The sequence below is a fragment of the Pyrobaculum neutrophilum V24Sta genome, from assembly GCF_000019805.1.
Classification (GTDB): Archaea; Thermoproteota; Thermoprotei; order Thermoproteales; family Thermoproteaceae; genus Pyrobaculum; species Pyrobaculum neutrophilum.
In genome coordinates this window covers 1,439,050-1,463,992 of the sequence record NC_010525.1, presented here as the reverse complement: position 1 = coordinate 1,463,992, position 24,943 = coordinate 1,439,050, and the positions used below count along the sequence as shown (strand labels likewise).

Genomic DNA, 24,943 nt, shown 5'->3' with positions numbered 1-24,943 from the left:
CATGTCTAGGCAGGATGTACAGAGGTTGTTGGAGGAGTACCAGGTAATAAGCGAGCTTCTGTCGGGTCTCCAGGCCCAACACGCCACGGTGTCTGAGCTTCTTGAGGAGCTTACCACGGCCCTCGACGGAGTGCGCCTTCTGAAGTCCGAGGGGCCCGACAGGCTTGTACACATCGGGGCTGGCCTATACGTGGGGGGGAGCTTCAGCTCTAGGGAGGTGCTGACGCCGCTGGGGGCGGGCTACCACGCCTTTGTAGATCTGGAAAACGCAGAGAGGATTCTGAAGGAGAGGATAGAGGAGTACTCCCGCCTAAAGACCTCTCTGGAGGAGAACATAGAGAAGCTGGCCGAGAGGGCGGCTCAGATCCGCCAGGTTCTAGAGAGGCTTGGAGCCAGGTAGATGTTTGACAAGCTGAGGAAGACCCTTTCTAAGTTCGTCGAATCTGTCGTCAGCGCTGTTAAGGAGGATCAGCTGGACGGGAAAGAGGTGGAGAAGCTTGTTTCAGATCTCTACCTGGATCTGGTAGACAGCGACGTGGCTGTCGAGGTGGCCGACGCCGTTGTGGAGGAGCTCAGGAGGAGGCTCGTCGGGACTAAGGTCCCCCGGTTTGGGGATAGGGAGTCCGTTGTCAGGAAGGCAGTTCACGACGCCTTGTTGGGCGTCCTCGGCGATGTGCCCGACGTGGACTTCTACGAGGAGGCGAGGCGGGCGTTGGAAAGGTCGAGGCCCTATGTGGTTATGTTCCTCGGGCCTAACGGCTATGGGAAAACCACCACCTTGGCGAAGCTCGCCTTTAACCTCCAGGAGATGGGGTTTAGGGTGGTTGCCGCGGCCGCGGACACCTTTAGAGCCGGCGCCAGGGAGCAACTGGAGGAGCACGGGAGGAGGGTTGGTTTTAGGGTGGTGGGCGGCCCCTACGGCTCTGACCCAGCCGCCGTAGCCTACGACGCGGTTCAACATGCTAGGTCCAGAGGCTACCATTTCGTGTTGATCGACACCGCGGGGCGGATGCACACAGACGCGAACCTGATGGAGGAGCTTAGGAAGATCCAGCGTGTGGCTGAGCCGCACCTCTCGATCTTCGTATTCGACGCGCAGCTGGGTAACGAGGCTCTCGAGATCGCGAGGTACTACTCAAAATACGTAAGGATCGACGGCATGATCGCCACTAAGGTAGACGCCTATCCGAAGGGCGGCTCCATCCTCACCTTTATGTACGTCCTAAAGCGGCCCGTCTACTTCCTAGGCGTTGGCCAGACCTACCGCGACTTGGTCAAGTTCTCTAAGTCCGAATACGTGGGCCGTCTTCTGAGCTAAAGCTTATATATCTATTCATACGGGGGGCCGTGGCCTCCCTAAGGGAGAAGCTTGAGCAGATTCTGAGAGACGTGAGGTGGGTGGTGTCCACGGCCTCGAAGCCCGACGACGACGAGTTCAAGCTTGTCTCCAAGTTCCTCCTGTTGCTTGCCTTCGTGGCTGGGGCTTTCCAGCTGGTGTTCCACCTAGCTGGCGTATATATCTCGGGCGTGGTGTACAACCAGCCGGTCCCCACGTTGGGCGAGCCTGCTAGAGAGGCCGCGGCTGTGCTCGCGTCTATAGCGGTGATCGTAGTAGGGCTTATATACCTCACCGCCAAGCTGAGGTGATGTCGCAGGAGAGGTGCCCCGTATACACCGTCAGCACCGTTACGCGGCAGGAGTACAACGTTGTTATTGTGCTCAAGATGCGCGCCGAGTCTAGCAAAATACCGATCTACTCAGTCGTGGTGCCGCCGGAGTCCTTCGGCGTGTTGTTTATTGAGGGCGAGTCTCTGCCTGCCGTCCAGCGGGCCGTCTACGGAGTGAAGCACGTAAAGGGGGTGATGAGGGGGGTTACAAACGTGGAGGAGGTGATGAACGTGATAAAGCCCGCCAAACCCGCCGTGGAGATCGACGTAAACGACGAGGTGGAGATCGTTGCCGATGTCCTCAAGGGCAGCAGAGGCAGGGTGACCTTTGTTGATAGGGAGAAGGGCGTGGTGCGCGTGGAGCTCCTCGACAGCGCCTTCCCCATGCCGCTTGATTTGAAAATCAGCGAGGTCAAGCTGGTGAAGAAGTCGTCGCAAGGATAAAGCTTTAATACCAAGCCCTTTATCGGGCCGATGTCGAAGCGCGTGGTAGCTGTGCCTCTGCAAGGCGGCAAGGTGGCCCCTAACCCCCAGTTTCAGGACTCGCTTAAGCAGATGGGCTTGGACCCAAACGCGGTGCTGCAGAGGGTGCAGGAGGAGGTGAAGAAATACGGCAAATACCCCATCCAGAAGGTGGAGGTGGAGGTCGTGCCGCCGGCGAAGTACGATGTTAAGGTACATCTGCCGCCCATCGGCGATTTGTTTCTCAAGCTCTTCGGCAAAGACACAGGAGCCCACGACGCGAGAAACGAAGTTATCGGCGATCTAACCTTCGAGCAGCTCGTGGAAATAGCTGTGCTGAAGAGGGACGAGCTTAAGTCGAGGAGTTTAAAGGCCGCGGTGAAGCAACTATTGAGCACTTGTAAGGCGATGGGCATTACCGTCGGCGGCAAGCCCGCGGGGGAGGTCTTGAAGGAGGTTGACGCTGGGAAGTACGACGAAATAATTAATAAATTTGAGAAGTTGTGGTCGCAATGAGCGCCGTAATAAACAAGGAGGCTCTGCTCGCGAAGATAGAGGAGGCGTTGAGGAGGGGGAAGCCCAGGAGGTTTAGACAGAGCGTGGAGCTCATCCTGGTGCTGAGAGAGGTGGACTTAAGCAAGCCGGAGAACCGTATAAACCTGCTCGTGGAGTTGCCCCATCCGCCGAAGCCCAACAAGGTGGCGGCGTTTGCACACGGCGCGTTCGAGGTGCAGGCGAAAAACGCAGGCGTTGACGCCGTGATATCGAGAGACCAGGTGGAGGGGCTGTCCGGCAACAAGAGGGCAATTAGGAAGCTGGCCAAGCAGTACGACTTCTTCATCGCTCCGCCCGACCTCATGCCGTTGTTGGGCAGGGTGGTGGGTCCGATATTTGGCCCACGGGGCAAGATGCCGGAGGTGGCTCCGCCCAACGTCGACGTTAAATCGCTGGTGGAGAGGCTGAGGCGGTCGGTTAGGGTGAAGCTGAGGAATGAGCCTGTTATCAAGGTGAGGATAGGGGCTGAGGGCCAGAAGCCCGAGGAGGTTCTGGAGAACGCCCTAGCCGTCCTGGAGGATGTCAACAGGAAGTTCTCCCTTAGGCAGTACCTCAAGGACGTCTATATAAAGAAGACGATGGGGCCTCCCGTCAAGGCCAAGGCGCTTGAGGTTTTAGCGCGTTAAATTATTTAAACAGCTTGCAACCTCCCCGTCTTGATGATCACCTTAGGCAAGAGGAGGTACGTACGATCTAGGCCGCATCCGCAACGCAAGACCAGGATCGTCGAGGAGGCCACGGAGCTACTTAAGAAGTATCAATACGTCTTCCTCTTCGACCTCCACGGCCTCTCCTCTAGGATCCTCAACGAGTATAGGTATAGGTTGAGGAGATATGGCGAGGTGAAGGTCATAAAGCCGACGCTTTTCAAGATAGCGTTTGCTAAAGCCTTCGGCGGCGTACCAGCCGAGGTGGCCGAGAGGGTGAGGGGCGAGGTTGCGTTCTTCTTCACCAACGTAAACCCGGCCGAGGTCGTGAAGATCGTGGCTGAAAACAGCGTGAGGAGGGCCGCTCAGCCTGGCGACAAGGCGCCTTTCGACATCGTTGTACCTGCAGGGCCCACCAACGCCTCCCCCGGCCCCATAATTTCGAAGTTCGGCAAGCTTAAGATACCGACGAGGGTGCAGGAGGGGAAGATCTGGATAGCTAAAGACACCGTTGTGGCGAAGGCCGGCCAGGAGATCACCGCGGAGATCGCCGAGGTGCTTAGGGTCGTCGGCATAGAGCCGGTGTTTGAGCAACTGAGGCTACTCGGCGTAATTTGGAGGGGTAGCAGATATGTGGATATATCAGAGCTGGTAATAGACGTAGGCAGATACAGGGAGCTGTTTGAGGCGGCGGCTGTATATGCAAGGAACCTAGCGTTGAACATCGTGTACCCGACGAGGGAGGTGTTGCAGGTCGTCATACCGGCGGCCCACATGAGGGCTGTGGCGCTGGCGGCTAAGCTCGGCGTTGTGACAAGGGAGACTTTGCCGATTCTGTTGAGCAGAGCTGTTGCTGAGGCCAACGCCCTCGCGGCGGCCGTTGCCCCAAAGGCGCCGGAGCTGGGCCTATCAGTACAACAGGCCGCGCCTCAGCAACAAGCGGCTCCGCAGGCCGAGGCCCCGAAGGAGGCCCAGGAGGAGAAGAGGGAGGGGCCTAGCGAGGAAGACGTCGCAGGTTCTCTAGCCTCCCTCTTTTAATGCCTAGGGTTTTTGCGCCGGGCGTCATAAAGCTTTTCGGAGAACACGCGGTTGTCTACGGGAAACCCGCCATTGCTGCGACGATAGATAAGGGGGTACACGTCGAGTGCGTACGCGGGGAGCGCCTAGAGGTCGTGACGGTGGCTCCTCCCGCCTCCGTGAGGTATATACCAGGCGAGAGGCGGTTCGACGCCTTTGGCCTCGAGAGGTTTTTCGCGTATGTAGACGCCGCGTTGCGGGTTGGGGAGGAGAGGTGGGGAAGCGTCAGCGCTAGGTTCACCATCACAAGCGATCTGCCCCCCAGCGTGGGGGCGGCGACCTCGGCCGCGGTGGCTGTGGGCCTTCTTAAGGCCTACGCGGCTTGCGCCGGCGTTGACGTAGGCGGCGAGGAGCTCGCGAAGCTGGGCCATAGGGTGGAGCTGGAGGTGCAGGGCATCGCCTCGCCCATGGACACCGCCGCTGTCTCTATCGGCGGCGTATTAAAGATATGGGCCAGCCCGTTTAGGGCGGAGAGGCTGGAGGTTCAGCTCCCCCAGCTCTACGTGGCGGTTCTCCCCCGCAGAGGCACCACGGGGGAGATAGTCGCCGACGTAAGAGCTCTACTGGGGAGGCGGCCGTCTGCGCGAGCCGTCCTCGACGCGATTGGAGCTGTTGTGGATGAGGCCGAGGTTTGCCTCAGACAAGGCGACCTCGTCTGCTTGGGGGAGCTTATGTATATCAACAACTGGCTTCTCGGCGCTCTGGGCGTCGTCGACAGCAGAGCCGTCTCCCTGCTGGAGACGTTGAGGCCGTTTATCTACGGCGGTAAAATAAGCGGCGCGGGGAGGGGAGGCGTCGTGCTGTTGTTGCCCAGGGATGCAGACGCCGTGGAAAAAGCGCTGTATGCCATGGGCCAGACCTACATAAAAGTCTCGCTTTTCGCCTCCGGGGCGACGCTGGTATGATGCAGGCCGTAGGCCTGGCGGGTCTTCTGTTCATCGTGGCGGCGTGGGCTGTGAACATAATGCGGAGGAGCCCGCCGCCGCCGCTGGACCTGACAGTTCTGTACTTCCTAGGTAGCGTGGCCTTGACGGTGTACGCTGCCGCCTCCGGCGACGTCGTCTTCACAGTGTTAAACGGAGTCTCTAGCGTGCTCTCCCTCGTGAACATCGTAAGGGCGCTACGTATTAAAAGTGGGAGGTAGGCCCTGCCATGGCCCAGAGGCCGAGGGTGGGGGCTAGGGCTTACCACCTCCTCCTGGCGCCGGGCGACGTGCCCCGCTACGTGTTGCTACCCGGCGACCCGGGGAGGGTTCCCCTCATCGCTAGGCACTGGGAGGGGGCTAGGGAGGTGGCGAGAAATAGGGAGTTCGTGACTTGGGTGGGGGCGTACAGAGGGGTTGCCGTGGGCGCCACCTCCACGGGCATAGGCTCGGGATCGACGGCGATCGCGGTGGAGGAGCTCCTATACGCCGGTGCGGACACCTTCATAAGGGTGGGCACCACGGGCGCCTTGCGTAGGGAGGTAAAGCTCGGGGACTTGGTTATAGGGGCGGCGGCTGTGCGCTACGACGGCGCCTCTAGGTGGTACGCGCCGCCTGAGTACCCCGCCGTGGCCCACTGGCTTGTGGTGAAGGCTCTGGTAGACGCGGCGGCTTCACTTGGCGTGAGATACCACGTGGGCATTGTTGCTTCGACAGACTCCTTCTATGTAGGCCAAGAGCGCCCCGGCCACGGCGGATTCCTACCGCCTTGGTCCAGGGGGTTGATAGACACGCTTAGATCTCTCCGGGTCTTGTCGTTTGAGATGGAGAGCGCCACCATATATACGCTTTCCTCAATCTACGGCGCTAGAGCAGGCGGCGTCTACGCGGCGATTGCCAACAGAGAGACCGACGAGTTTGCGCCGGAGGTGGGGGTGGAGGACGCTGTTCGAGTCGCCAACGAGGCCGTGAGGATTCTCGCGGAGTATGATAGTAAAGGTGGTTAAGATACGGGACGTGGCTATCATAAAGTTGGACGCCGCGCCGTGTGCAGACGTTTTTATCTTTAGGGCCGAGGGGAGGGAGCTTGAGATATGTGGAAGTAGCTACGTCCTCGACGGAGAAATCGAGGAGTTTAGGAGGGGCTTGCTTCTGCTGGGGGGAGTGCCGTATTTCGTGGAGTGCGACATGGGTAGGTGCGTGGCCGCGAGGGCGCACGTATAAAAAGGCGTTTTTATAGGCGGTGTGATGGAGGTGGCCGTTGCTGTATACAACGTCAGCTCTGTCCCAAAGATGCTGGAGCTGGCGAAGGTGACCTACGGCTTTGGGGTAAAACGCTTCGCGCTTATTAAGGTCTTCGGCGCTGCGGCTCAACAGATAGGAGACCTCTTCAAACTCGCCTTTAAGATGGGCGGCGAGGTGCTCGTCTTTAACGACATAGGAGACGCCTTGGAGGTTTTAAGACCGGAGGTGGTGTACGCCATTGGGCGCCCCGACAAAGACACGAGGCCTGTTGAGAGGGTGGACAAGAGGGTTATGCTGTTGATCCACGGCGCCGACCTCCCCTTCTCGCCCAGGGAGCTCCCCCCCTACGCAGTGCTGAGCCACGCTGTTCCAAAAGACGTAGGTTCTGTGGGTCAGCTGGCGGTTGCCTTATATAAGCTCCTGGGCCCCTAGCCGCGGACGGGGATCTTGATCTCCTCCTCCTTCACCTTTTTCGCCGTGATTGTGAGGACCCCGCTTCTGTAGTACGCCTCGGCAGTTGAGGGATCTATCTTGAACGGCATACGTATCAGCTTTGTGTATCTCCTGTCGCCCCGCGCGCCCTCGGCCTTTAGAGACGTGCCGTCTTTCGAAATCGACAGCGAAATATCGCCCGGCTCTAGGCCCGGCATGTCTATCTCGATGCGCACAACATCTCCCTCCTCCAACAGCCTGTAGTCCCTCCTCTCCTTCACCTCCTCCACCATCCTCTGGATAGACCGCGTGATCTCCTCCATCGCCTTTTTGAAGTCCTCCATGTTTCTCCCTCTACCTCATGCTTAAATTCATTCCCTCCTAAAGGCCTTCCCCACTGCGCGCGGCGGCTTGGCTCTGCCTATCACTCCCGCTACGATGAGCAGGGTCGCCACGTAAGGGATCATCCTCGTTATCTCGTACCTGGCCACCCCCAGCGTCTGAAGCCAGTACGACAGGGCGTCGAAGAAGCCGAACACGAAGGCGCCGGCGACCGCCAACGCCGGGTTCCAGTTGGAAAACACCACGTTGGCCAGAGCGATGAAGCCCCTCCCAGCCGAAATCTCCTTCGTCACCACCGAGAGGTACGCCACGCTTAGGTACGCCCCCGCCAGCGCCGCGAGGGAGGAGCCGGCGGCTGTCGAGATAAGCCTGACCTTGTACACATCTATGCCTACGTTGAAGGCGGCCTCCGGGCTCTCTCCACACGCCCTAATCACGGCCCCAGCCCTGGTCTTGTATAGTAGATACCACATGAGCCCGGCTAGGGCTATGGAGAAGGCGGCCACAGGCACGGGGTCCGCCTTCGCCCAGTCGGGGATCTGCTTATACCCGGCCACCCCCCAGTAGGCCTGTATCCCGTAGGCCACCGCCCCTGCCGCGAAGAGGTTTATGGCCACTCCGCTTATTATCTGGTCGCCGGCTAGGTAGGCGGATATGTAGCCGTGTATAAGGCCCACAAGCGCGCCCACTGCCGCGGCTACCAACATAGCGACTAGAGGCCAGAGGGGCTCGGGCAACTGGAGGCCAGCCCTGAGGCGCATGTAGTCGACCAGAAGCGGGCCCGCCAAGGCGCCTAGAAGCATCACCCCCTCTACGCCTATGTTGACAACTCCGCTCCTCTCCGTCAGAATTTCGCCGAGGGTTGCCAGGAGTATAGGCACGGAGGCGAGCAACGCCTGGAGCGCCAGGAGGTACAAGAGCTCCGTCATGGCCGCCTCAGCATCTGAATAGCTAGAAACAGGATTATGAGGCCTTGGATTATCCTCACGTATTCAAACGGCGTCCCCGCCTCGATCTGCATATGTCTAGCCCCCTCTTGTAGAATGCCGAGGAAGACCGCCGCGAGAGCCACTGCGAGGGGGTGGCCGCGGCCCAGCATCGCCGCTGTGATGCCGTCGAAGCCGAGGCCGTAGACGTTGGCTAGGTTCCTCGCCAGGCTGTAGGAGGGCGGCCTGGCGACCACCTGTAAAACGCCGGCTAGGCCAGCGGCGACTGCGCCTACGACGAAGGCCAGGAGGAGAGCCCGCTCCGGCTTAACCCCGTAGGCCTTTGCAACAAGCGGGTTCTGTCCGCTTATGGAGATCCTGTAGCCCCACACGCTGTATCTGACAAAGATATACGTCAACACGGCGGCGGCATACGCCAGGGGGACCGCCAGGGTGAGGTCGGTCCCGGCTACAAGAGGCTGGAGGCGGGCTTCCTCAGGCGTCTTTATGGACTCCTCGGGCTGTAGAGGATTTACAAACACAGTCGACACCAACATGATGACGAGCCAGTAGGCTACCCAGTTCATCATTATCGTGCTTATCACCTCGTTTACCCCCCTCCAGATCCTTAGGAGCGCCGGCACCGCCGACCACGCCACCGCCAGAGCAACGCCTAGGGCGACCGCCAACGGCAACGCGGCCGCGTTTCTTGCTAGGTATGAGGCCGCCACGGCGCCCAGCGCCCCCATGTATACCTGGCCCTCCCCTCCGATGTTGAACAACCCCGCTCTAAGCCCGACCGCGAAGGTGAGCCCTGTCAAAACTATTGGGGCTGAGAAGGCCAGCGCGGAGAGCAGATACACCCGGTCTGCCAGAGGCGTGAACAACATAGCGCTGTAGGAGGCGACTGGGTCGTAGCCCGTCGCCCACATGGCCGCCGCCCCTATGGCGAAGGCCGCTGCCAGGGCCACGGCCGTGTTCAATATGGAGAGCAGAAGCCGCCTCATAGCCCCGCCATCTTCCTCCCCACCAGCTCAACCCCCATCTCGCCGGCGGGCCCCAGCGCCGCTATCCTCCCTCTGTAGATCACCGCTATGGTGTCCGCCAGCTTGTATGCCTCGTCCAAGTCGCTTGTGACGAGTAGAACTCCTGCGCCGCCGTTTCTTGCCTTTATGAGAAGGCTGTGGACGTGCTCCGTGGTAGCCACGTCGAGGCCGCGGGTGGGCTGGTGCGCCACTATGAGCTTGGCTCCTCTGCCAAGCTCTCTACCAACGACGAGCTTCTGCTGGTTGCCCCCCGAGAGCTGTCTTACCGAGGCCCAAGGCCCAGGGGTCACTATGCCGAACTCCCTAATTAGGCCTTCGGTGTACTCCGCGGCAAGCTTCCACGATATCAAGCCGCGCCTCGCGAACTCCCTCTCCCTCCCAACTATCGCGTTTTCCACAAGCGAGAGCTCCATCAGAAGGGCCTTCCGTTGCCTATCGTCCGGGATGTAGGCCAAGCCCCCGTGGACTTTAACAAGGCCCCTCCCCCTCCTCACGCCCACCACAGCCTCTACGAGCTGCTCCTGGCCGTTCCCCTCCACCCCGACCACCGCCAGGATCTCCCTCTCCCTCACCCTTAGGCTGACCCCCTGGAGCACGGCTCTGCCCCCCTCGTATATCCACAGATCCTCCACCTCCAACACCGGCCTCTCGCCGGGCTTCCCCTCCCTAGCCACGCTCTCGGTCTTCAGCTCGCCCACCATGGACTCCACAAGCCTCTTGGGGTCGTAGGGCGGCGTGAACTCAGCCGTTTTTACCCCCCTTCTTAACACAACCACCCTGTCCGCGATTTCCAAGACCTCGGGTATCTTGTGGGTGATGTAGACCACGGATTTGCCCATCTCCTTCAGTCTCCTAATGACCTGAAATAGAGGCTTGACCTCGGGCGGGGTGAGCACCGTGGTGGGCTCGTCCAAGATGAGCAAGTCGGCGCCCCACGCAAGCGCCTTGACTATCTCCACCCTCTGCCTGACGCCCAGCGGTAGCTCCTCCACGTCTCTATCCCAATCCACCTCGAACCCAAGCTCCTCGGCCACCTTGAGCGCTCTGGTCTTCAGCTCCGCTGAGATAGGCCGTAGGCCTGCTCCCTCCACTATGGCTAGGTTTTCCATCGCCGTGAGGCCTGGAATAAGGGATAGGTGCTGGTGCACCATGGCTATGCCCAGCTTTAAGGCGTCTCTGGCGCTCCTCATCTTGACGGGCCTGCCGTCTATGTAGATATCGCCAGATGTGGGCTTGTAGATCCCGGCTGCGATCTTCATCAAGGTGGTTTTGCCAGCCCCGTTTTCGCCCAACAGAGCCAACACCTCGCCGGGCAAAACCTCGAGGGTAACCCCCCTTAAGGCGTGTGTGCCGTCTGAAAAAACCTTGTGGATATCCCGGAGCTCCAGCCTCATCAGCCGGCTAAGCCCAGCTCTCTCCTCAGCTTCACAACCTGGTCCTGTGTCGTAGGCAGAGGCACCTTCTCCACGCCAGCCACTATGTCCTGCCTAAGCTTGTCCACGGCCTCCCACACCCAGGTGGGGATCTTAGACCTCATCTCCTTCACGGTATCGATGATCCTCTGGGCGTCCTCCTGCTTCACAGCGCCGGCTCTTATCCCTATCTCGAGGAACTGGCCTAGGTCGTCCAAGGTGCTCACAGACACGCCGCCCTCCTTGAGGCCAAGCTCCAAGACGCCGCCTTTGAAGGTTCCCTCGACGGCCATCTTAGCCGCTCTGTAGACGCCGACGTCGACGCGCTTCATCATAGAGGCCAGTATGAACCCCGGCTTGATGTAGTCCTGGTCGGCGTCTACGCCTATGGCGAAGGGCGGGCCCATGTTTCTGCCCGCCCTCTTCCCCGCCTCAGCCACAGCCTCAAACACGCCTAGGCCCGTGGCGCCGGCCGCTTGGTATATCACGCATACGCCTTGCGACAGCATGACCTCAGCAGCTTGCTTGCCCTTAGCTGGATCGTTGAAGGACCCTGTGTATACGTACAAGACGTCGAATTTTACGTCTTTGCCAAACCTCTGCTTTATATACCTCTCAGCCCACCTCACGCCGTAGGCATACCCGATCTCGAACTTCCAGAGGACGGGGATCTCCATCCCCAGCACTATCCCAACCTTGGTGCAGTTGTAGTAGTAGGCTGTGAGCGCCGCCAGAGCGCCGACCAGCGCCGAGCCCTCGTTTTCGCGGTAGAGGACGGAAACCACGTTTGACCTGTTGGGCACATAGCCGTCTATAATCGCGAAGTGGACGGCGGGGTATTCCTGCGAAACCTGCTTCAGCGCGTCTGTCATAAGGAACCCGACTGCGACCACCAAAGCGGCGTCTCCTGATCTCGCGGCTGCTCTCAAATTGGGCACGTAGTCGTCTTGGGTTTTGCTCTGCACCTCCTTAAGCCCGAGCCCGAAGTCTCTAGCGGCTTTAGAGGCCCCTAGATACGCCATGTCGTTGAATGAGAGGTCCCCGCGCCCCCCGATGTCGTATATAACGTATATAGTCTTCTGGGGCGGGGGTTGTGTAGTAGGCTGTTGTTTCTGCGCCGACTGCGTCGCGAGAAGCGCCCCAATAACCGCGATCGCTACAACTACCCCAAGAGCGATCCAGATCTTGTTCATGTATCGATCTATTTACATCTATTTATCAGTTCAGCTTAAAAACGGGCATGTGGCGCTTTGCGGTGAAGAAGCTTACAAGGTCTGACAAGTGAAGAGGGCTGAGCGGCTGACCATTTATATAGGGGCGCCAGATCTACGCCTATGGACTACAGCATAGAACACGCACGGGTGAAGGAGCTGGTCGAGAAAGCCCAATGCACCGGGTCCACCCCCCTAGACGTGGTGAACTGCATAAAAGAGCGGCTGAGGGAGGCCGGCTACGCCCCAACCGCCGCCCAGTTGCTAGACGCCAACGTGGACCCAGCGGAGCGGCCGGAGCAGGCCAGGTTCATTAGGTTAGAGGCGCGGAGGGAGGGGGACAGAAACACCCACATATTCACCTTCGCGTTGCTGAAGCCCGGAGGGGTCTACAAACCGCTGTGGCTCCAGTCGGCTGTGGTCGAGAAGTGATGGAGACCGTCAGAGAAAGACTTGCAAAAGTCCTCCTGGAGGCTGAGGAGCCCCTGGACATATACCAGCTACACGCACTAGTCCAGACCGACTTAAAGCCGAGCGAGCTGTACGAAGAGCTGGAGCACGTTAAAAAGACTCTGAAGCGGATGGGGTACCGGCTTGAGGTGGTGCCGGCGACGTGCAAGAGGTGTGGGTTCCAGTTCACAGACCGGGAGAGGCTGAAGAAGCCCAGCCGCTGTCCCCGGTGTAAAAGCGAGAGGATAGACCCACCTAGGTTCTACGTCACTTCTTCTTGAACTTCTTCGGCCTTAAGTTCTTGGAGCGGCATCTACGGCATTTCACGGCGTCTGGGGGGTTCCTAGCGCCGCACTCTCTACATATCTTGTACTGGAATCTATGCTTCATCACTATCGCCAACTTCTCGGGGTCTAGGGTGATCGGCATGGGAGGTATGGAGAGAGGCAGTTTATATAGTTTAGCTCTTCTGCCCGTTTGTCCCTAGGCGCTCATTGCCGACAGCGCAAACGACAAGCCTCGCCCTTTAGGGCGGGGAGCGCGGTCATAATTTCTGACTCGCGCCTGGGGGCTTTCTCCTCGCCCACGCCGTCATGGGTATCCAAGATGCCTCCGGCGTGGGGCCACAGGGCATGGGGGACGGCGGCACGGCCCCCTTCTGCAGAGCTCGGGACCTGGTCGGGGCACGACCCCTCGCGACCGTAGATAGACACGTACGCGTAAGCCCCTTAACCTGCGCCAGAGATACGGGATTTTTCAGCGATTATCACGTAGAGAGCCGCCCCCTCAGCCATATCTCCACAGCAGGATATATAAATGGTTGCTGAGTCCCGGAAGTGTCTACTTCTCTGTTGGGGATAGCCAGAGAGGGTGAGGACTACGTGGTGCTTAATATAACTGAGGGGTACAAGGCGCGGCTTGTACGCTGGTTTAAGGAGTTGGAAGACAGGTTGGCGGCGAGCCTCAAGACGGGGACTTCGGTCGTCCTGCTGGGGCCCCACGGTTCGGGGAAGTCGGTTTTCGCGCGCTACATAGCCGCCAGGTTCGTCGGCGAGTACTACGCCGTAATCGACCTCGGCGTAGACGTCGCGTCCTTCGACAGCATGTTGGAGATGCTCTCGGAGGTGCCGGGGGCGCTCGGCTTCCACGACCCACTGGGGATATCCTTCTACGACAGCCCGCTTGTGCCTAGGCATGAGCTCGCGGCCGCTTGGATCAAGAGGTGCAGATATATAGTAGAGAGGGCGCTGTATCTCGCGTCCAGGGACGTCCCCACCTTGCTCGTGCTTCCGTACTCCCTATTCCGCCACTCGCCGTGTAGTGAAATTGTCGAGAGAAACATGAAGGTTATAGATCTAGCCGAGTACCTACGCCACGTAGACGTGCGGCAGGCCCTACGGGAGGTTTTTTCTGCTCATGCCGCGGCCCTTGGATGTAGGAAGTCCAACCCGGGGCCGTATGTGGACTATCTGCTGGAGAAACACGGGGACTTCAGCGGCGTGTTCGCCTTGGCGGCCTACGGCGGAAGGATCCACGCCGGCGAGAGGTGCGCCTCCTATAGGCCGGAGGAGCTGTACCACAGAGCCTTAGAAGCCCTCTCGAAGCTGTACTACGGCCTCTACAGGGAGGCCTTCTTCCCCACATGCCGAGAGGCGAAGCTCGTGGCGGCGCCTCTCAAGCTGAGCCTCAGAGGCCAGCACATCCCGCCGGAACTGGCCTTCCCGCTGGCCAACGTGGAGAAGATATCGAGGCGGCTGAGGATACTGGGGCGGATCTCCCAGCTAGACGACGTCACTAGGGAGGAGGTGGTGGAGGAGCTTAGTGAGCTGTACCAGCCCCAGGAAGAGGCGCGCTACGCCGTGGAGTGGGCCTCGGCGCCTAAGGAGAGCGTTGTAGTAGAAGCGCTGACGCGAGAGATGGCGGGGGACCCTTGTATGCAGACGCAAGGCGACGCGGTCCAAGCCTTGAGGACGGTATATAGGGGGCTTATGGCGTTGCGCCCCGAGTACGTTTTCGACTTCGCCAAATACACAGGGTTGATAGCGCTGGGGGATTATTCGGTCTGCGGCGGTGAGCTCGGGAGATACCTCTGCTACGGCGGCGGGGTACCTCCGGCTGTTGTCGAAGCGCTGGGGAACTCCACGGGGAGGAGGCTCGCCATGGAGGGGCTACTTACGGCGCCTATCCCCCGTTGCGAGGAGGAGGGGGCCGAGCTCCTGGCCCGCCTTGCGTTAATAGACGCAAGGCGGGCGCCGGCGCGTTGCCTGGAGAAATTCGCTGAGGTTCTCCGCTCCGCCGTTCTCAGGAGGAGGGAGGCCCTCGGCGTTTTCTACAAGCTATACGGCGACTATGTACATATAACAGCGGAGAGGGGCACGCCCCCAGCGCTGAGGGCTCTGGCGATTGCGCACTACCTGGGAGATGCGCCCCAGGACGCGCTGTCCGTGCTTATGCAGATCGCCAGAAGGGAGGATGACTATAAGGCTACCGCCGCCGCGGTGGCGAAGCTGGCGGCCTTAGATGCCAACGAGGCGCTGGCTCTGTTGCCGAACTGCGACTGCCCCTTCCTAAAGGTATACGCGGGCTATGTCGTAGCTAAGAGCCTCGCCGAGGCAGGTCGGCGCCAAGAGGCGCTTAATGTCCTAGACTTCGTGGTCTCGGAGGTGAGGAGGGGAGACCCACGCCACGAGTACACCCCACAGTTTCTCCAGGAGATAGAGGAGCTCTACAAGCAGGTCGCCCTTGAGACGCTTACAGAACCACCTTGAGGAGGTCCTTGGCGTCGTCCTTAAGCGCGGAGATGTAGTAGATCTCGTTTGCGCCTACGGCCGCGGCGATCTCGTCGGCTTCGACCTGGAAGCCGTATTCGCGGGCTAGGTCCATCTTGTTGCCAACAACGGCGAGTCTCTTGAACGGCTTTATGCCCCGGTCTAGAAGGCCGCTGTGTATCTCCACCAACGACCTCAGAGTGTCGTAGTGTAGAACGTCGTACATGTATACGGCTTTATCCACGTAGAAGGTCCACATCTTGGCGAAGTTCTGCACGACCTCTACCACGTACTGGCCAGGCACGTCGATGAGGTTTATCTCCTTGTTTGCCACGTAAAGCCTGTAGACGCCTGGGCGTAGCGTCACCGTAGGCCTAATGGAGAGGCCCATCAGCCTGTAGGCCAGCGTCGTCTTCCCCACGCCACCTACGCCGAGGAGCACAACTATGTGGCGCACGTCATCATCTTCAAAACTATATATAAAACACGCGTTCCACACAACGCCGCAATGCTTAAAAATAATTTGTAAGACGAAGCCCATGAAATCGGTGGGAACACTGGTGGTGTTGATAGTGGTGTACGTGGTGGTGATGGCGGTGATGCAGTACGCCTTCAATTTCGTGTCGCAGAATATATACAAAGAGGCCATGAACTACAAGGTGTACGTGGACATCCTTCTCTCTCTGTTCTTCGGCTGGCAGATAGTGAAGGCCTTCGCAGACGTGGTGGCGGCGCCGGTCGCCAAGAGACAGGGCGAGGCGGCGGGCAAGGCCGTCGCCAACTTGATAAAGCTGTTGGGCATAGGCGCGCTGGTCGCCTCCCTAGCCGGCGCGGTGTCCGGCGGCGCCGCGGCGGCCGCCCTCGGCGGCTTTATAGGCCTTGTCATAGGCTTCGCCACCCAACAGGTCCTCAGCCAAGCCATAGCCGGCACCTTCCTGCTGTTGGCAAGGCCCTTTAAGATCGGCGATAAGATAGTCGGCGCTGGGCAGGAGGGCGTTGTGGAGGACATCGGCGCTATGTACACGGTGCTCAGAGACGCAGAGGGGAACAAGATCCTTGTGCCGAGCAACAAGCTGGTGGGCGATATACTTAAGATCAAAAAGTCCTAGCCTTTTTCCAGCCAGAGCTCCACCTCCCAGTTTTCCCTCGGCACCACCACGGCCAGGGCCGGCTTGAGGCCCAGCTTCCCCACCACGGCCTGCCTCCTCTGCAACATAGCCCTCTTCTTCCTTAGCTTCGCATCGGTTGGGCGCGCGGTTGTCTTCACCTCCACGTGGTAGATCTCGCCGTCTTCCACCAAGAGGAAATCCACCTCCCTTAGGGTCTCCACCACCTGCGCCACGAACTCCGGATCTCCCCCGAGCCTTTTGTACAACAGGCGGGCCGCCTCGAGCTCAGCCTCTGTAAACGCCTCTAAGCCCCGTAGCAACGACGGGGGGTCCTCCCTTTGTATATACCATGTAAGTTCGGCGAGGCCCAGCGATAGTATATAGGCGTAGGCGCCGTCTACGTCTCTACCCACGTATTTCACAAGCCTTTTCGGAGGATCCACCAAGACGGCGGGCTCCCCGTAGTCTACCACCGGCACAAACCAGGACTTGTGTATAGGCCATTCGACGTTTACGTGCCTTGAATATATCCCAGGCCCAGACTCGGCGGGCGGTCCGGCGGGCCTAGGCTTCAGCCTGTGGGACGAGTAGACCCCCTCCACCAACATCGCCACATGTTCTCCTCTCGCCGCGTTGGGAAACGCCTTTGAGAACACGTACTCGCCGAGGTATCCCACGTCGGCCCCCAACGCCTGGAGGAGGTTCACCCTCAACGCCTACCTCGGCGTTCGCCTTTATCAACACATCGTTTAAAGTAGCCCAAGCTTTATATAACGGCGTAGGTATAGACATGATCTCGAAGCTTCTTGACCCCCAATCGGTGGCGTTGGTGGGGGCCTCGCCTAAGCCCGGTACCGTCGGCTACGTCATTTTGGAGAACCTCGTGACGAGGTTCAGAGGGGCGGTCTACCCCGTGAACCCCAAATACGACGAGGTGGAGCTCTGGGGGAGAAAGCTGAAGTTCTACAAGTCTGTGTCTGAAATCGACGCAACGGTAGACGTCGTTGTCGTCGCAACGCCGGCTCCCACCGTGCCGAGCATAGTGGAGGAGGCGGGGAGGAGGGGGATCCCAGCCGCCGTGGTTATAAGCAGCGGCTTTGCCGAGGCGGGAAACCAGGAGCTTGAACAGAGGCTGGCCTCGGCAGCTAGGCAGTACGGGGTGAGGCTGCTGGGCCCCAACTGCATAGGCGTGTACAACGCCTTCTCCAACTTCGATACTCTTTTCCTCCCCCTCGACAGAGCGGGTAGGCCGCCCCCCGGCCCCCTGGCGTTGATAAGCCAGAGCGGCGCCGTGGCGGCTGCGATCATGGACTGGGCAGCGCGGAGGGGGATCGGCCTCGGGCTTGTGGTTAACTACGGAAACAAGGCCGACGTCACTGAGGTGGAGCTCATTGAGCACTTCGCCGCTGATGATAGAATAAGGGTGATAACGATATATCTGGAGGGCTTTAAATATAGGGGGGAGGCCGCCAAGTTCTTAAACGCGGTTAGGAAGACGGTGCCTAAGAAGCCCGTCGTCGTGTATAAAGCCGGCAGAGGCCGCGCGGCGCAACGCGCCGTGAGAAGCCACACAGCCGCCATGGCAGGGACGTACGAGATGTACAAAGGCCTCTTCAGCCAGGCAGGTGCGCTGGAGGCCTCCTCGGTGAGGGAGATGTTCGACATGGCCAAGGCCCTCGCTACCCAGCCCATCCCCCGGGGCCCCCGGGCTCTCGTTGTTTCCGACAGCGGGGGCATGGCGATTCAAGCCGTAGACGCCCTCGAGGCGCTCGGCCTAGAGGTGCCGGAGGTGCCGGAGAGCATAGCGAGGGAGCTGAAGAGGGAGCTTCTCCCCTTCGCAGCGGTGTCTAACCCCATTGATGTAACGGGTAGCGCCACAGATCAGCACTACAAGGTCGTGCTAGACGCCCTCCTCCCCACAGCGTTCTTCGACATGGCTCTGGTCATCACCCTTATGCAGGTGCCAGGGCTGACGAAGAATCTCGCCGAGTACATAATAGACAGCAGAAGGTACGGAAAACCCATAGCGGTGGTAAACTTCGGAGGTAGCGAGCTGGTCCAGAGGTTCGAGGAGGTGCTTGAAGACAGCGGAATCCCCGTCTACCCAACGCCGGAACGCGCCGCGAAGGCCCTCTGGGCTTTGTACAAATACGGGGAGATAAGGAGGAGGCTATGACCCACCCGATCGTGGCAAGGGCCCTCGCCGAAGCGAGAAACAAGCTGAGGGAAGACGAGGCTCTGTCTTTGCTCAAGGCCTATGGGATCCCCGTCCCGGACTTCGCCGCGGTTAAAGGCGAGGAGGAGGCGGTGGAAGCCGCCGAGCAGATAGGCTATCCAGTCGCCGTGAAGATAATATCCCCCCAGATAATACACAAGACGGACGTAGGCGGCGTAGTGCTTGGAGTCGCCGACGCGCAGGGTGTGAGGGAGGCTTGTAGAAAACTCGGCGAAGTGCTCAAGAGGGTGCCCTACGCCGAGCTCGAGGGTATCTTGATCCAGAAGATGGTGCCCAGGGGCGTTGAGCTCATCGCAGGCGCTTTATACGACGAAATCTTCGGACACGTGATACTCTTCGGACTCGGCGGCATCTACACCGAGCTTTACAGAGATGTGGCGATGCGGCTGGTCCCCCTCACCGAGCAAGACGCTTGGGAGGTTGTACGGGAGGTAAGGGCGTACCGGCTACTCACGGGCTTCAGAGGGCTCCCGCCCCGCGACACGGCGGCGGTGGTCGACATATTGACCAAGTTCTCCAGGCTTCTGGTGGACAACCCGGAGATAAGGGAGGCCGACCTCAACCCCATCATAGCTCTGGAGGAGGGGAGAGGCGCCTATGTGGTCGACGCGAGGTTTATGCTGTAGGTGGTGGGGCCGGAGGGATTTGAACCCCCGCCCTCCGCCTGTCGCCAGCCTACGGGTCTGGAGCCCGCCGCTCTGCCTGGCTGAGCTACGGCCCCTAGGCCATCTATGCACCGTTTTTTAAGCTTTTCCCCGCGCCCGCTACTCGAGACCGGCCTCGGTGATTCTGTATTCGATCTTTACCTCCGGCGACATGCCGGGCACGTCCAGTGGCCACATGTACCCCTCCGGCTTAGCCTTGTTGGGGCGCGCCATCATAAACCTGGCGTTCACCGCGTGGGCCAGGACGTTGCCGCCCGCCGGGCGCTTCACGCCGCCCGCGAAGATCTCCGGCACGTCCATCACCTGGTTCGTGAGAACCGACGTCACGCCGAAGGTCCTGGCGTGGCGCCTCAGCCAGTCGACCAGGTAGTGGATCCTCTGTTGCCTAGCCGCCAGCATCTCCCTCCCGGGGAACTCGGCGCGGTAGAGAGCCGTGATCGTGTCCACTATCACCAAGCGACATCCCTCGCCGATGTGGCGCGGAATTTCGAACTTCACGATCTGCTCCAGCTGCGTGGCATTGGCCGGCTGATACACGACAACCGCCGAGTCAAGCCGCTCAATCTCTACCCCAAACCGCCTGGCGATGGCCTCCGCCAACGTGGGGCTGAAGGTCCCCTCTGTATCTATATACACAACCCTTTCGGTGAAGCCCTCGCGTACCCCCGCCACAGCCAACTGATGGGCAAACATCGATTTGCCGGTTCCGTACTCCCCGGCGAACTCGTATATAAACCCCTCCCTGATGCCGCCCCACGGCGTCCCGCCGTCGAAGCTTCCCAAGCCCGTCTTAAAAACCCGGAACTCCCTCCTCCTGAGCTCCCCCAGGGATACAGCCCTGGCCGCCCCCACCCTCTGAGCCGCTTGCTGAAGTATCTTCACAGCTCTATCGTACTCAACGCCGGCCTCCACGAGCTCCTCCACGGTGAATTCCGAGAGATGCTCAAGAGACTGGACGCCTAACTCCCTCAACTTCTCTAACGTCCGAGGCCCCACCCCCTCTAAGCCGAAGTCTCTACCCATGCGTCAGCCAACCACCCACCTTATAAACTTCAGTGGGATAACCGCCTCTTCACACCTCTAGGCTCCCCAAGACATCATCACACTTCATGCCAAGACGGAGGTATATATGTGATAAAGCTCTTCGCGTAGGGGCTTCTCCGCACGTTCTACGGCGGCCGCAGAGCGCGCTCTGCCGCTGTAGAAAGCTCCAACGTTGGTCCGGGGGCAACGGCACGTTAAATGCGTTACGCATCCTTACTGCCCGCGGCGCGTGTTGCCGCATCGGCTCCACATGCGTCGCCCAGGCGGGCGCCGCATTAGCGGCGGCCAGTTCTACACGAGGACGGTCTACGCAACCACCGCCGTTGGTTCATTCGCCGTTTGGTCAACGAGTTTGTCCCCGCCGGCGGGTCCTCCTTGGCACGTGAGGCATACATCCCAGTACCCCTCCTGCCGATGGCGCCGCGGCTGGGGCAGAGGCGGGCGCTTCTAGTTGGGGTCTACGCCCAGCCTCTTCCTCATGTATGCCAGGAGCTCCTCCGCCTCCTCCTCGGCCAAGAATCCGACTCCCAGCCTCCTGGCGAGCTCCCAATCGCCTACTACCAACACGAACCTCCCCTCCACCTCCCCCAGCTCCTCCGCCGCTATAGCCCTCACGCCGGGGATCCCCCTCCAACTCTCCGGCGGGCGTCCTTTAAACACCATGACCACCTCCATGCCTTAGCCGTACATCCAGTTAAAAAAATCATGCGTAGCTACTTGCCCAGATAGGGCTTTAGGCAGGTCTCCCGCCAAAGCGCTTCCACCTCGGCCGTGGGGAGGGCCACATCCGCCGGCCTACCCCCCTTCACGTACAAGACGTCGTCATCGTAGCCGCAGGTCGCCTTCAGGAGAACCTCCCTAATGCCGGTGGGCATCTCGCCCCAGAAATAAGCGCTGTAGCCCAGTTTCCTAAAGAGCTTCGCCGCGGCGGCGTTCTCGGCGGTGGACGTAGCTAGGTTTATCGGCGTGCCGCACCGCCCCTCCACGTATCTAACTAAAGACGTCGCGACCCCCCGTCTTCTGAACTTAGGCGCCACTACTACGTAGTAGTGGACACACGCCGCCTCGGCGAGGCGGACTGCGTAAAACACCTCGGCCCCAGCCGCTTCTGAGCCTATGTACACAACCACCGCCCCCGCGCTGGGCCATCTCTCCAACACGGCCTTCGCGTATTTAGGGGGGCCTCCGTAGTAGAGCTCTACGAGCCTCAACGCGGCCTCTCTATCCGCTACGAACTCCACCGCGCCAGCTCTAGGAAATCCTCCTCTCTAAGCTCCACCTCAAGAGAGCCCGCGATTTCGTCTATATGCGCCCTCTTCTCGGCCTTGGGAATCGGGACGACGCCTCTTTTGACGTACCAGGCGAGGGCGATCTGCGTAGCCGTTGCCCCATATCTTCTTCCGACCTCGGCAAGCCTCCTATCTCTCGCCAGAGCCCCCTTTTCGAGGGGGGTGTACGCCATGTACATAATCCCATTGGCCAAGGCGTAGGGCACAACATCGGCTTCATCCCTCCTGTAGTAGAGGGAGTAGCGGTTCTGAACCGCCGCAAGCTCGTACCTCTTGGCGCAGGCCTCAGCCTCCTTGATCTGGTCCAGCGTGAAGTTGCTCACCCCGAAAAACCTGATCAAGCCCCTATCCACAAGAGCTTCGAACGCCCGCACCGTCTCACATATGGGGACGTCCGAGGGCCAGTGGAGCAGATATAGATCGATATAGGTGCCGAGCCTAGCCGCGCTACGCTCAGCCGATTTCAACACATCCTCGTAGCGCGCGTGGCTAGGCCACACCTTTGAGACGAGGAAGAGCTCCTCCCTCGGGAAGCCCCTTATCGCAAGGCCCACGAGCTCCTCTGCGTGGCCGCCTCCGTACATCTCAGCCGTATCTATGAGGGAGATGCCGCGCTCTACTGCGTACCTCAGCGCGTCGACCCACTCGGCGTCTCTACTTCTATCTGGGGCCCAGTAGCCGCCGCCTATCCCCCACGTCCCCAGACCCACGGCCGGGATGCACCCAACCAGCCTGAAGCACGCCCGCTTCACAGCTGTGGAGAGACATGTGCTAATAAACCAACTGGCGGGCCCGGTGGGATTTGAACCCACGACCTACGGCTCCGGAGGCCGCCGCTCTGTCCTGACTGAGCTACGGGCCCTAAAGGAGCTGGCCGCCACGATATAAAAAGATTAATGGTGCGGCGGCCGGGATTTGAACCCGGGATCAACGGCTTGGCAGGCCGCCATCCTACTCCGGGGCGACGGGACCGCCCGTCGTCCAAACCAGGCTAGACTACCGCCGCGTGAGCTAGATGAAAGCGATACTTAAAAGCTTTTCGCCCCAGTGAAGGCCGCCCAACAACGCGGCTCGAGGTCCCCAACCGCGGCGGCACGCCGGCGGGTTGCCTCCCGCTTGCACAGCTATTTTAACCGTTCCTTATAAATATGGGGGCGAAATGCTTGCCCATGTCGAGGAAGCAGAAGTTGAAGTTCTATGACATAAAGGCGAAGCAAGCGTTTGAGACTGACCAGTATGAGACTGTGGAGAAGCAGACCGCCAGAGGGCCGATGATATTCGCCGTAGCGAAATCCCCCTACACAGGCATAAAAGTATACAGACTAATCGGCAAGAAGAAATAAATTTTTCCACGTTTTTTCTTCCATGCCCTTTAGATTTGGGGATTTTGAGATATCTTGGCTAGGACACGACACCTTTAGGGTTGTGAGGGGCAGCGTTGTTCTGTATTTCGACCCGTTTCAGGTGCAGGTGGGGGAGCCCAAGGCTGATTACATACTGGTTACGCACGAGCACTTCGACCACTGCGACCCGCCTTCGATTAAGCGGTTGGCTAAGCCGTCTACTGTTGTAGTTGCGCCGCGTATAGCTAGGCGGTGTCTAGAGGGCGTAGGCGTGGTGGAGGTGGGGCCTGGCGACGTGAAAGACTTGGGCGTGTTTAAGGTGGTCGCGTACCCCGCCTACAACGTCAACAAGTTCCGCGACAAGTCGCGTGGCGTTGTGTTTCACCCAAGGGAGGATGGGAGAGTGGCGTATCTGGTGGAGTGGGGCGGCGTGAGGGTGTTCCACGCGGGCGACAGCGATTTTGTGCCGGAGTTTAGGGAGGTTAAAGCCGACATAGTCCTCGTGCCGGTGTCCGGCGTGTATGTAATGACCGCGGAGGAGGCGGCCGAGTTTGTAAACGCTGTGTCGCCGAGGGTGGCCATCCCGATGCACTACGGCTCCATAGTTGGATCGAGGAGAGACGCCGAGAGGTTTAAATCTCTGGTTAGAGGTGGGGTAGAGGTAGTGATTTTAGATAGGGAAATATAGAGGCGGCTAGCAAGGCGATTAGAATGCCGGCGTAGGCTTTTACGAACTTCCTCGCGCGTATTATCCTGACGTTGGAGGTGTAGGCGGAGACCAACATGGAGGAGTAGGCCACTAGGGTGAAGGAGATGGGGACGTTGGCTAGGGTGCCCAACAGCGCCCCCAGCGACGCCGTTAGGTTGATGGAGGCCGCGGTTCTGGGCCTCAGCGCGGCTATGTCTACAACCCACCTGGAGTACCCAAGGCCTAGGTATGTGCCTATCAGGACCGCGGCGGCTGTAAGAGCCGGGTTGAGGTTGAAGAGGGCGACGTTGTTGTAGCCGAACATGTACATGACGAGTAGCAGTGAGGGGGCGGCCAGTTTGGCGATACTCCTCGTCCTGCATAGGGCATACGTCGCGGCGGAGGTCGCTGGGGAGGTTAGCCAGATGGCGGCCGCGCCGGGGCTGAGGCTGGAGATGGCGTACCCAGCCACAGAAATAGGGAGGCTTATCTTCGCGGCAGATATCGCGACGTAGAGAAAGGATATGTAGAGAAATTCCGCGGTGCCCATGTGTATCGGCCTCATGGTGCTCGTTGCAACGCCGAGTAGCTGGCCGGCCACCGCCACGGCGTAGGACCTCCTCGGCCCCAGCCCCGTGCCCCACGCCGTGGGCCCCAGCACCACCAGGGAGTTGTTGTAGATGAGGAGTGTTGCCAGTATAAACGCGTAGATCTCCTCCATTAGACGGAGGCCAGCGCCGTGGTGAGGTTGTAGGCGGCGTCTTGTATGCTGTCTGCTATCTTGTCGGCTGTGTATACCAGGGAGACCAGGTGGTTGAACTCCACCGCGTCCAGCTCCAAGCCGTATATCTTGTCCAGGATGTTTTCCTTTATCTCGTCTATCTCCTCCTCCAGGGAGCTTATTAGGCGGGCGTAGCGCCGGAGCTCCTCGGGCTTCTCCACGTCTAACATGGTGTTGAGGTACTCCATCATGGACTTCGTCAAATCCAGCATCTCCTTTATCTCGGAGGACACTATGGAGTATATCTGGTCCTTGGCCCAGAGGTGGTAGCCGCGTTTCACCTCCTTAATGGCAAAGTATATCAAGTCCAGGACGTTGTCTACGCTGTCTAGAAGGATGAGGATTATGTTCGTGATGGTGGGAACTACGGCGCCTTGTGTCACCTTGTCCACAAGCTCTCTGATCACCTCGTCTCCCTCTCTTTCCAAGGCGGTGGCCTTCCTCAGCGCCTCGTCGACCACGCTTCTATCGAGGTTCCTGGTCGCCACGACGTCTTGCAATAACTTAAGCGATTCAAACGACAGCCTTATATGGGACCTGAGGCTCTCCCTGACCTCCTCCAAGCCGCTTGAGAACAGGGCTTTGAGCCTCTTCACCCCCTCTACCTCTCCACAGGTTAATAACTC

General features: G+C 59.7%; 34 protein-coding genes and 3 tRNA genes. 20 read left to right on the top strand and 17 right to left on the bottom strand.

Annotated elements, in window-relative coordinates:
* The first annotated feature begins 1 nt into the window (after position 1).
* Genes pfdA through TNEU_RS08330 form a run of 12 tightly spaced genes read left to right on the top strand, consistent with a single transcriptional unit; the run spans position 2 to position 7,007 of the window.
* On the top strand, positions 2-400 hold the full coding sequence (gene pfdA / locus TNEU_RS08385; protein ID WP_012351001.1) for a prefoldin subunit alpha: 399 nt from the start codon (positions 2-4) through the stop codon (positions 398-400).
* On the top strand, positions 401-1,318 hold the full coding sequence (gene ftsY, locus TNEU_RS08380) for a signal recognition particle-docking protein FtsY (protein ID WP_012351000.1): 918 nt from the start codon (positions 401-403) through the stop codon (positions 1,316-1,318). It begins immediately after the preceding gene.
* Between the two features lie 29 nt (positions 1,319-1,347).
* Positions 1,348-1,647 carry a preprotein translocase subunit SecE gene (locus TNEU_RS08375; RefSeq protein ID WP_012350999.1) on the top strand — a complete coding sequence of 100 codons (300 nt, stop codon included), beginning with the start codon at positions 1,348-1,350 and terminating at the stop codon, positions 1,645-1,647.
* Positions 1,647-2,111: a transcription elongation factor Spt5 gene (locus tag TNEU_RS08370; protein ID WP_012350998.1), complete on the top strand. Its 465-nt coding sequence runs from the start codon at positions 1,647-1,649 to the stop codon at positions 2,109-2,111. Before TNEU_RS08375 ends, TNEU_RS08370 begins: the two co-directional genes overlap by 1 nt.
* 30 nt (positions 2,112-2,141) lie before the next feature.
* Positions 2,142-2,645, top strand: a complete 504-nt coding sequence (locus TNEU_RS08365; RefSeq protein ID WP_012350997.1) for a 50S ribosomal protein L11 — start codon at positions 2,142-2,144, stop codon at positions 2,643-2,645.
* Positions 2,642-3,310 carry a 50S ribosomal protein L1 gene (locus TNEU_RS08360; protein ID WP_012350996.1) on the top strand — a complete coding sequence of 223 codons (669 nt, stop codon included), beginning with the start codon at positions 2,642-2,644 and terminating at the stop codon, positions 3,308-3,310. Before TNEU_RS08365 ends, TNEU_RS08360 begins: the two co-directional genes overlap by 4 nt.
* A 33-nt stretch (positions 3,311-3,343) precedes the next feature.
* Positions 3,344-4,369 (top strand): 50S ribosomal protein L10, encoded by a 1,026-nt coding sequence (locus tag TNEU_RS08355; protein WP_012350995.1) that lies wholly within the window; start codon positions 3,344-3,346, stop codon positions 4,367-4,369.
* A complete protein-coding gene (gene mvk / locus TNEU_RS08350; protein WP_012350994.1) occupies positions 4,369-5,313 on the top strand; it encodes a mevalonate kinase in 945 nt (314 codons plus the stop codon). Before TNEU_RS08355 ends, mvk begins: the two co-directional genes overlap by 1 nt.
* Positions 5,310-5,552 (top strand): CBU_0592 family membrane protein, encoded by a 243-nt coding sequence (locus tag TNEU_RS08345; RefSeq protein ID WP_012350993.1) that lies wholly within the window; start codon positions 5,310-5,312, stop codon positions 5,550-5,552. The genes mvk and TNEU_RS08345 overlap by 4 nt, the downstream gene beginning before the upstream one ends.
* An 8-nt stretch (positions 5,553-5,560) precedes the next feature.
* Positions 5,561-6,337, top strand: a complete 777-nt coding sequence (gene udp / locus TNEU_RS08340; RefSeq protein ID WP_012350992.1) for a uridine phosphorylase — start codon at positions 5,561-5,563, stop codon at positions 6,335-6,337.
* Positions 6,318-6,554: a hypothetical protein gene (locus TNEU_RS08335; RefSeq protein WP_012350991.1), complete on the top strand. Its 237-nt coding sequence runs from the start codon at positions 6,318-6,320 to the stop codon at positions 6,552-6,554. The genes udp and TNEU_RS08335 overlap by 20 nt, the downstream gene beginning before the upstream one ends.
* A gap of 24 nt (positions 6,555-6,578) precedes the next feature.
* Positions 6,579-7,007: a RecB-family nuclease gene (locus TNEU_RS08330; protein ID WP_012350990.1), complete on the top strand. Its 429-nt coding sequence runs from the start codon at positions 6,579-6,581 to the stop codon at positions 7,005-7,007.
* On the opposite strand, the gene TNEU_RS08325 is transcribed toward TNEU_RS08330, so the two are convergent.
* From TNEU_RS08325 to TNEU_RS08305, 5 genes are read right to left on the bottom strand one after another with little or no spacing between them, the layout of a single operon-like run.
* Positions 7,004-7,351, bottom strand: coding sequence for an Hsp20/alpha crystallin family protein (locus TNEU_RS08325; RefSeq protein WP_012350989.1), 348 nt, complete (start codon positions 7,349-7,351; stop codon positions 7,004-7,006). The two genes, TNEU_RS08330 and TNEU_RS08325, sit on opposite strands and share 4 nt — an antisense overlap.
* Positions 7,352-7,378: 27 nt before the next feature.
* Positions 7,379-8,278, bottom strand: coding sequence for an ABC transporter permease (locus tag TNEU_RS08320; protein WP_012350988.1), 900 nt, complete (start codon positions 8,276-8,278; stop codon positions 7,379-7,381).
* Complete coding sequence (locus TNEU_RS08315) at positions 8,275-9,282, bottom strand: ABC transporter permease (protein WP_012350987.1); 1,008 nt, start codon at positions 9,280-9,282, stop codon at positions 8,275-8,277. The genes TNEU_RS08320 and TNEU_RS08315 overlap by 4 nt, the downstream gene beginning before the upstream one ends.
* The gene (locus tag TNEU_RS08310) at positions 9,279-10,715 is read right to left on the bottom strand and encodes an ABC transporter ATP-binding protein (protein WP_012350986.1); all 1,437 of its coding nucleotides are present in this window, start codon (positions 10,713-10,715) and stop codon (positions 9,279-9,281) included. Before TNEU_RS08310 ends, TNEU_RS08315 begins: the two co-directional genes overlap by 4 nt.
* The gene (locus TNEU_RS08305) at positions 10,715-11,926 is read right to left on the bottom strand and encodes a BMP family lipoprotein (RefSeq protein ID WP_012350985.1); all 1,212 of its coding nucleotides are present in this window, start codon (positions 11,924-11,926) and stop codon (positions 10,715-10,717) included. The genes TNEU_RS08310 and TNEU_RS08305 overlap by 1 nt, the downstream gene beginning before the upstream one ends.
* A 141-nt stretch (positions 11,927-12,067) precedes the next feature.
* Between TNEU_RS08305 and TNEU_RS08300 the strand changes: the two genes are divergently transcribed.
* Both TNEU_RS08300 and TNEU_RS08295 read left to right on the top strand, forming a co-directional pair.
* Positions 12,068-12,376 (top strand): hypothetical protein, encoded by a 309-nt coding sequence (locus TNEU_RS08300; protein WP_012350984.1) that lies wholly within the window; start codon positions 12,068-12,070, stop codon positions 12,374-12,376.
* A complete protein-coding gene (locus TNEU_RS08295; protein ID WP_012350983.1) occupies positions 12,376-12,675 on the top strand; it encodes a transcriptional regulator in 300 nt (99 codons plus the stop codon). Before TNEU_RS08300 ends, TNEU_RS08295 begins: the two co-directional genes overlap by 1 nt.
* On the opposite strand, the gene TNEU_RS08290 is transcribed toward TNEU_RS08295, so the two are convergent.
* Complete coding sequence (locus TNEU_RS08290) at positions 12,662-12,823, bottom strand: 50S ribosomal protein L40e (protein ID WP_012350982.1); 162 nt, start codon at positions 12,821-12,823, stop codon at positions 12,662-12,664. The genes TNEU_RS08295 and TNEU_RS08290 overlap by 14 nt on opposite strands.
* 407 nt (positions 12,824-13,230) lie before the next feature.
* Between TNEU_RS08290 and TNEU_RS08285 the strand changes: the two genes are divergently transcribed.
* Positions 13,231-15,162 (top strand): hypothetical protein, encoded by a 1,932-nt coding sequence (locus TNEU_RS08285; protein WP_012350981.1) that lies wholly within the window; start codon positions 13,231-13,233, stop codon positions 15,160-15,162.
* Here the strand turns inward: TNEU_RS08285 and TNEU_RS08280 are convergent.
* Positions 15,146-15,604, bottom strand: coding sequence for a Rab family GTPase (locus tag TNEU_RS08280; RefSeq protein WP_012350980.1), 459 nt, complete (start codon positions 15,602-15,604; stop codon positions 15,146-15,148). The two genes, TNEU_RS08285 and TNEU_RS08280, sit on opposite strands and share 17 nt — an antisense overlap.
* Before the next feature lie 97 nt (positions 15,605-15,701).
* On the opposite strand from TNEU_RS08280, the gene TNEU_RS08275 reads away from it, so the two are divergent.
* Positions 15,702-16,271, top strand: coding sequence for a mechanosensitive ion channel domain-containing protein (locus TNEU_RS08275; protein ID WP_012350979.1), 570 nt, complete (start codon positions 15,702-15,704; stop codon positions 16,269-16,271).
* Here the strand turns inward: TNEU_RS08275 and TNEU_RS08270 are convergent.
* Positions 16,268-16,978 carry a hypothetical protein gene (locus TNEU_RS08270; protein ID WP_012350978.1) on the bottom strand — a complete coding sequence of 237 codons (711 nt, stop codon included), beginning with the start codon at positions 16,976-16,978 and terminating at the stop codon, positions 16,268-16,270. The genes TNEU_RS08275 and TNEU_RS08270 overlap by 4 nt on opposite strands.
* An 83-nt stretch (positions 16,979-17,061) precedes the next feature.
* Between TNEU_RS08270 and TNEU_RS08265 the strand changes: the two genes are divergently transcribed.
* Both TNEU_RS08265 and TNEU_RS08260 read left to right on the top strand, forming a co-directional pair.
* Entirely contained in the window at positions 17,062-18,447 is a 1,386-nt protein-coding gene (locus tag TNEU_RS08265) for an acetate--CoA ligase family protein (RefSeq protein ID WP_012350977.1), read from the top strand.
* Positions 18,444-19,133: an acetate--CoA ligase family protein gene (locus TNEU_RS08260; protein WP_012350976.1), complete on the top strand. Its 690-nt coding sequence runs from the start codon at positions 18,444-18,446 to the stop codon at positions 19,131-19,133. The genes TNEU_RS08265 and TNEU_RS08260 overlap by 4 nt, the downstream gene beginning before the upstream one ends.
* A 1-nt stretch (position 19,134) precedes the next feature.
* On the opposite strand, the gene TNEU_RS08255 is transcribed toward TNEU_RS08260, so the two are convergent.
* The 7 genes from TNEU_RS08255 to TNEU_RS08225 all read right to left on the bottom strand — a co-directional run bounded on the left by TNEU_RS08255 (position 19,135) and on the right by TNEU_RS08225 (position 22,511).
* Positions 19,135-19,228 (bottom strand) — tRNA-Trp (locus TNEU_RS08255).
* A gap of 43 nt (positions 19,229-19,271) precedes the next feature.
* The gene (locus TNEU_RS08250) at positions 19,272-20,195 is read right to left on the bottom strand and encodes an ATPase domain-containing protein (protein WP_012350975.1); all 924 of its coding nucleotides are present in this window, start codon (positions 20,193-20,195) and stop codon (positions 19,272-19,274) included.
* Positions 20,196-20,663: 468 nt separating this feature from the next.
* Positions 20,664-20,891: a hypothetical protein gene (locus tag TNEU_RS08245; protein WP_012350974.1), complete on the bottom strand. Its 228-nt coding sequence runs from the start codon at positions 20,889-20,891 to the stop codon at positions 20,664-20,666.
* Between the two features lie 38 nt (positions 20,892-20,929).
* On the bottom strand, positions 20,930-21,457 hold the full coding sequence (locus tag TNEU_RS08240; protein WP_012350973.1) for a GNAT family N-acetyltransferase: 528 nt from the start codon (positions 21,455-21,457) through the stop codon (positions 20,930-20,932).
* The gene (locus TNEU_RS08235; RefSeq protein ID WP_012350972.1) at positions 21,445-22,257 is read right to left on the bottom strand and encodes an aldo/keto reductase; all 813 of its coding nucleotides are present in this window, start codon (positions 22,255-22,257) and stop codon (positions 21,445-21,447) included. Before TNEU_RS08235 ends, TNEU_RS08240 begins: the two co-directional genes overlap by 13 nt.
* 32 nt (positions 22,258-22,289) lie before the next feature.
* Positions 22,290-22,367: transfer RNA gene (locus TNEU_RS08230), tRNA-Arg, on the bottom strand.
* Between the two features lie 35 nt (positions 22,368-22,402).
* Positions 22,403-22,511: transfer RNA gene (locus TNEU_RS08225), tRNA-Gly, on the bottom strand.
* A gap of 163 nt (positions 22,512-22,674) precedes the next feature.
* On the opposite strand from TNEU_RS08225, the gene cc1 reads away from it, so the two are divergent.
* Together cc1 and TNEU_RS08220 are read left to right on the top strand one after the other, a co-directional pair.
* Positions 22,675-22,848, top strand: coding sequence for a DNA-binding protein CC1 (gene cc1 / locus TNEU_RS10320; RefSeq protein ID WP_187146720.1), 174 nt, complete (start codon positions 22,675-22,677; stop codon positions 22,846-22,848).
* A 22-nt stretch (positions 22,849-22,870) separates the two neighbouring features.
* Entirely contained in the window at positions 22,871-23,536 is a 666-nt protein-coding gene (locus tag TNEU_RS08220; RefSeq protein ID WP_012350970.1) for an MBL fold metallo-hydrolase, read from the top strand.
* Here the strand turns inward: TNEU_RS08220 and TNEU_RS08215 are convergent.
* Both TNEU_RS08215 and TNEU_RS08210 read right to left on the bottom strand, forming a co-directional pair.
* Entirely contained in the window at positions 23,493-24,257 is a 765-nt protein-coding gene (locus TNEU_RS08215) for a hypothetical protein (RefSeq protein WP_012350969.1), read from the bottom strand. The genes TNEU_RS08220 and TNEU_RS08215 overlap by 44 nt on opposite strands.
* Positions 24,257-24,913: a DUF47 domain-containing protein gene (locus tag TNEU_RS08210; protein WP_012350968.1), complete on the bottom strand. Its 657-nt coding sequence runs from the start codon at positions 24,911-24,913 to the stop codon at positions 24,257-24,259. The genes TNEU_RS08215 and TNEU_RS08210 overlap by 1 nt, the downstream gene beginning before the upstream one ends.
* Positions 24,914-24,943: the final 30 nt, after the last annotated feature.

Bases quoted from the DNA above. Each gene is read 5' to 3' on its own strand.
- TNEU_RS08330 (WP_012350990.1), top strand. From the start codon at position 6,579: ATGGAGGTGGCCGTTGCTGTATACAACGTCAGCTCTGTCCCAAAGATG.
- mvk (WP_012350994.1), top strand. From the start codon at position 4,369: ATGCCTAGGGTTTTTGCGCCGGGCGTCATAAAGCTTTTCGGAGAACAC.
- TNEU_RS08325 (WP_012350989.1), bottom strand. From the start codon at position 7,351: ATGGAGGACTTCAAAAAGGCGATGGAGGAGATCACGCGGTCTATCCAG.
- TNEU_RS08260 (WP_012350976.1), top strand. From the start codon at position 18,444: ATGACCCACCCGATCGTGGCAAGGGCCCTCGCCGAAGCGAGAAACAAG.
- TNEU_RS08295 (WP_012350983.1), top strand. From the start codon at position 12,376: ATGGAGACCGTCAGAGAAAGACTTGCAAAAGTCCTCCTGGAGGCTGAG.
- TNEU_RS08250 (WP_012350975.1), bottom strand. From the start codon at position 20,195: ATGGGTAGAGACTTCGGCTTAGAGGGGGTGGGGCCTCGGACGTTAGAG.
- TNEU_RS08335 (WP_012350991.1), top strand. From the start codon at position 6,318: ATGATAGTAAAGGTGGTTAAGATACGGGACGTGGCTATCATAAAGTTG.
- cc1 (WP_187146720.1), top strand. From the start codon at position 22,675: ATGTCGAGGAAGCAGAAGTTGAAGTTCTATGACATAAAGGCGAAGCAA.
- ftsY (WP_012351000.1), top strand. From the start codon at position 401: ATGTTTGACAAGCTGAGGAAGACCCTTTCTAAGTTCGTCGAATCTGTC.
- TNEU_RS08345 (WP_012350993.1), top strand. From the start codon at position 5,310: ATGATGCAGGCCGTAGGCCTGGCGGGTCTTCTGTTCATCGTGGCGGCG.
- TNEU_RS08320 (WP_012350988.1), bottom strand. From the start codon at position 8,278: ATGACGGAGCTCTTGTACCTCCTGGCGCTCCAGGCGTTGCTCGCCTCC.
- TNEU_RS08220 (WP_012350970.1), top strand. From the start codon at position 22,871: ATGCCCTTTAGATTTGGGGATTTTGAGATATCTTGGCTAGGACACGAC.
- TNEU_RS08365 (WP_012350997.1), top strand. From the start codon at position 2,142: ATGTCGAAGCGCGTGGTAGCTGTGCCTCTGCAAGGCGGCAAGGTGGCC.
- TNEU_RS08360 (WP_012350996.1), top strand. From the start codon at position 2,642: ATGAGCGCCGTAATAAACAAGGAGGCTCTGCTCGCGAAGATAGAGGAG.
- udp (WP_012350992.1), top strand. From the start codon at position 5,561: ATGGCCCAGAGGCCGAGGGTGGGGGCTAGGGCTTACCACCTCCTCCTG.
- TNEU_RS08275 (WP_012350979.1), top strand. From the start codon at position 15,702: ATGAAATCGGTGGGAACACTGGTGGTGTTGATAGTGGTGTACGTGGTG.
- TNEU_RS08315 (WP_012350987.1), bottom strand. From the start codon at position 9,282: ATGAGGCGGCTTCTGCTCTCCATATTGAACACGGCCGTGGCCCTGGCA.
- TNEU_RS08215 (WP_012350969.1), bottom strand. From the start codon at position 24,257: ATGGAGGAGATCTACGCGTTTATACTGGCAACACTCCTCATCTACAAC.
- TNEU_RS08370 (WP_012350998.1), top strand. From the start codon at position 1,647: ATGTCGCAGGAGAGGTGCCCCGTATACACCGTCAGCACCGTTACGCGG.
- TNEU_RS08310 (WP_012350986.1), bottom strand. From the start codon at position 10,715: ATGAGGCTGGAGCTCCGGGATATCCACAAGGTTTTTTCAGACGGCACA.
- TNEU_RS08305 (WP_012350985.1), bottom strand. From the start codon at position 11,926: ATGAACAAGATCTGGATCGCTCTTGGGGTAGTTGTAGCGATCGCGGTT.
- TNEU_RS08290 (WP_012350982.1), bottom strand. From the start codon at position 12,823: ATGCCGATCACCCTAGACCCCGAGAAGTTGGCGATAGTGATGAAGCAT.
- TNEU_RS08300 (WP_012350984.1), top strand. From the start codon at position 12,068: ATGGACTACAGCATAGAACACGCACGGGTGAAGGAGCTGGTCGAGAAA.
- pfdA (WP_012351001.1), top strand. From the start codon at position 2: ATGTCTAGGCAGGATGTACAGAGGTTGTTGGAGGAGTACCAGGTAATA.
- TNEU_RS08355 (WP_012350995.1), top strand. From the start codon at position 3,344: ATGATCACCTTAGGCAAGAGGAGGTACGTACGATCTAGGCCGCATCCG.
- TNEU_RS08265 (WP_012350977.1), top strand. From the start codon at position 17,062: ATGATCTCGAAGCTTCTTGACCCCCAATCGGTGGCGTTGGTGGGGGCC.
- TNEU_RS08245 (WP_012350974.1), bottom strand. From the start codon at position 20,891: ATGGAGGTGGTCATGGTGTTTAAAGGACGCCCGCCGGAGAGTTGGAGG.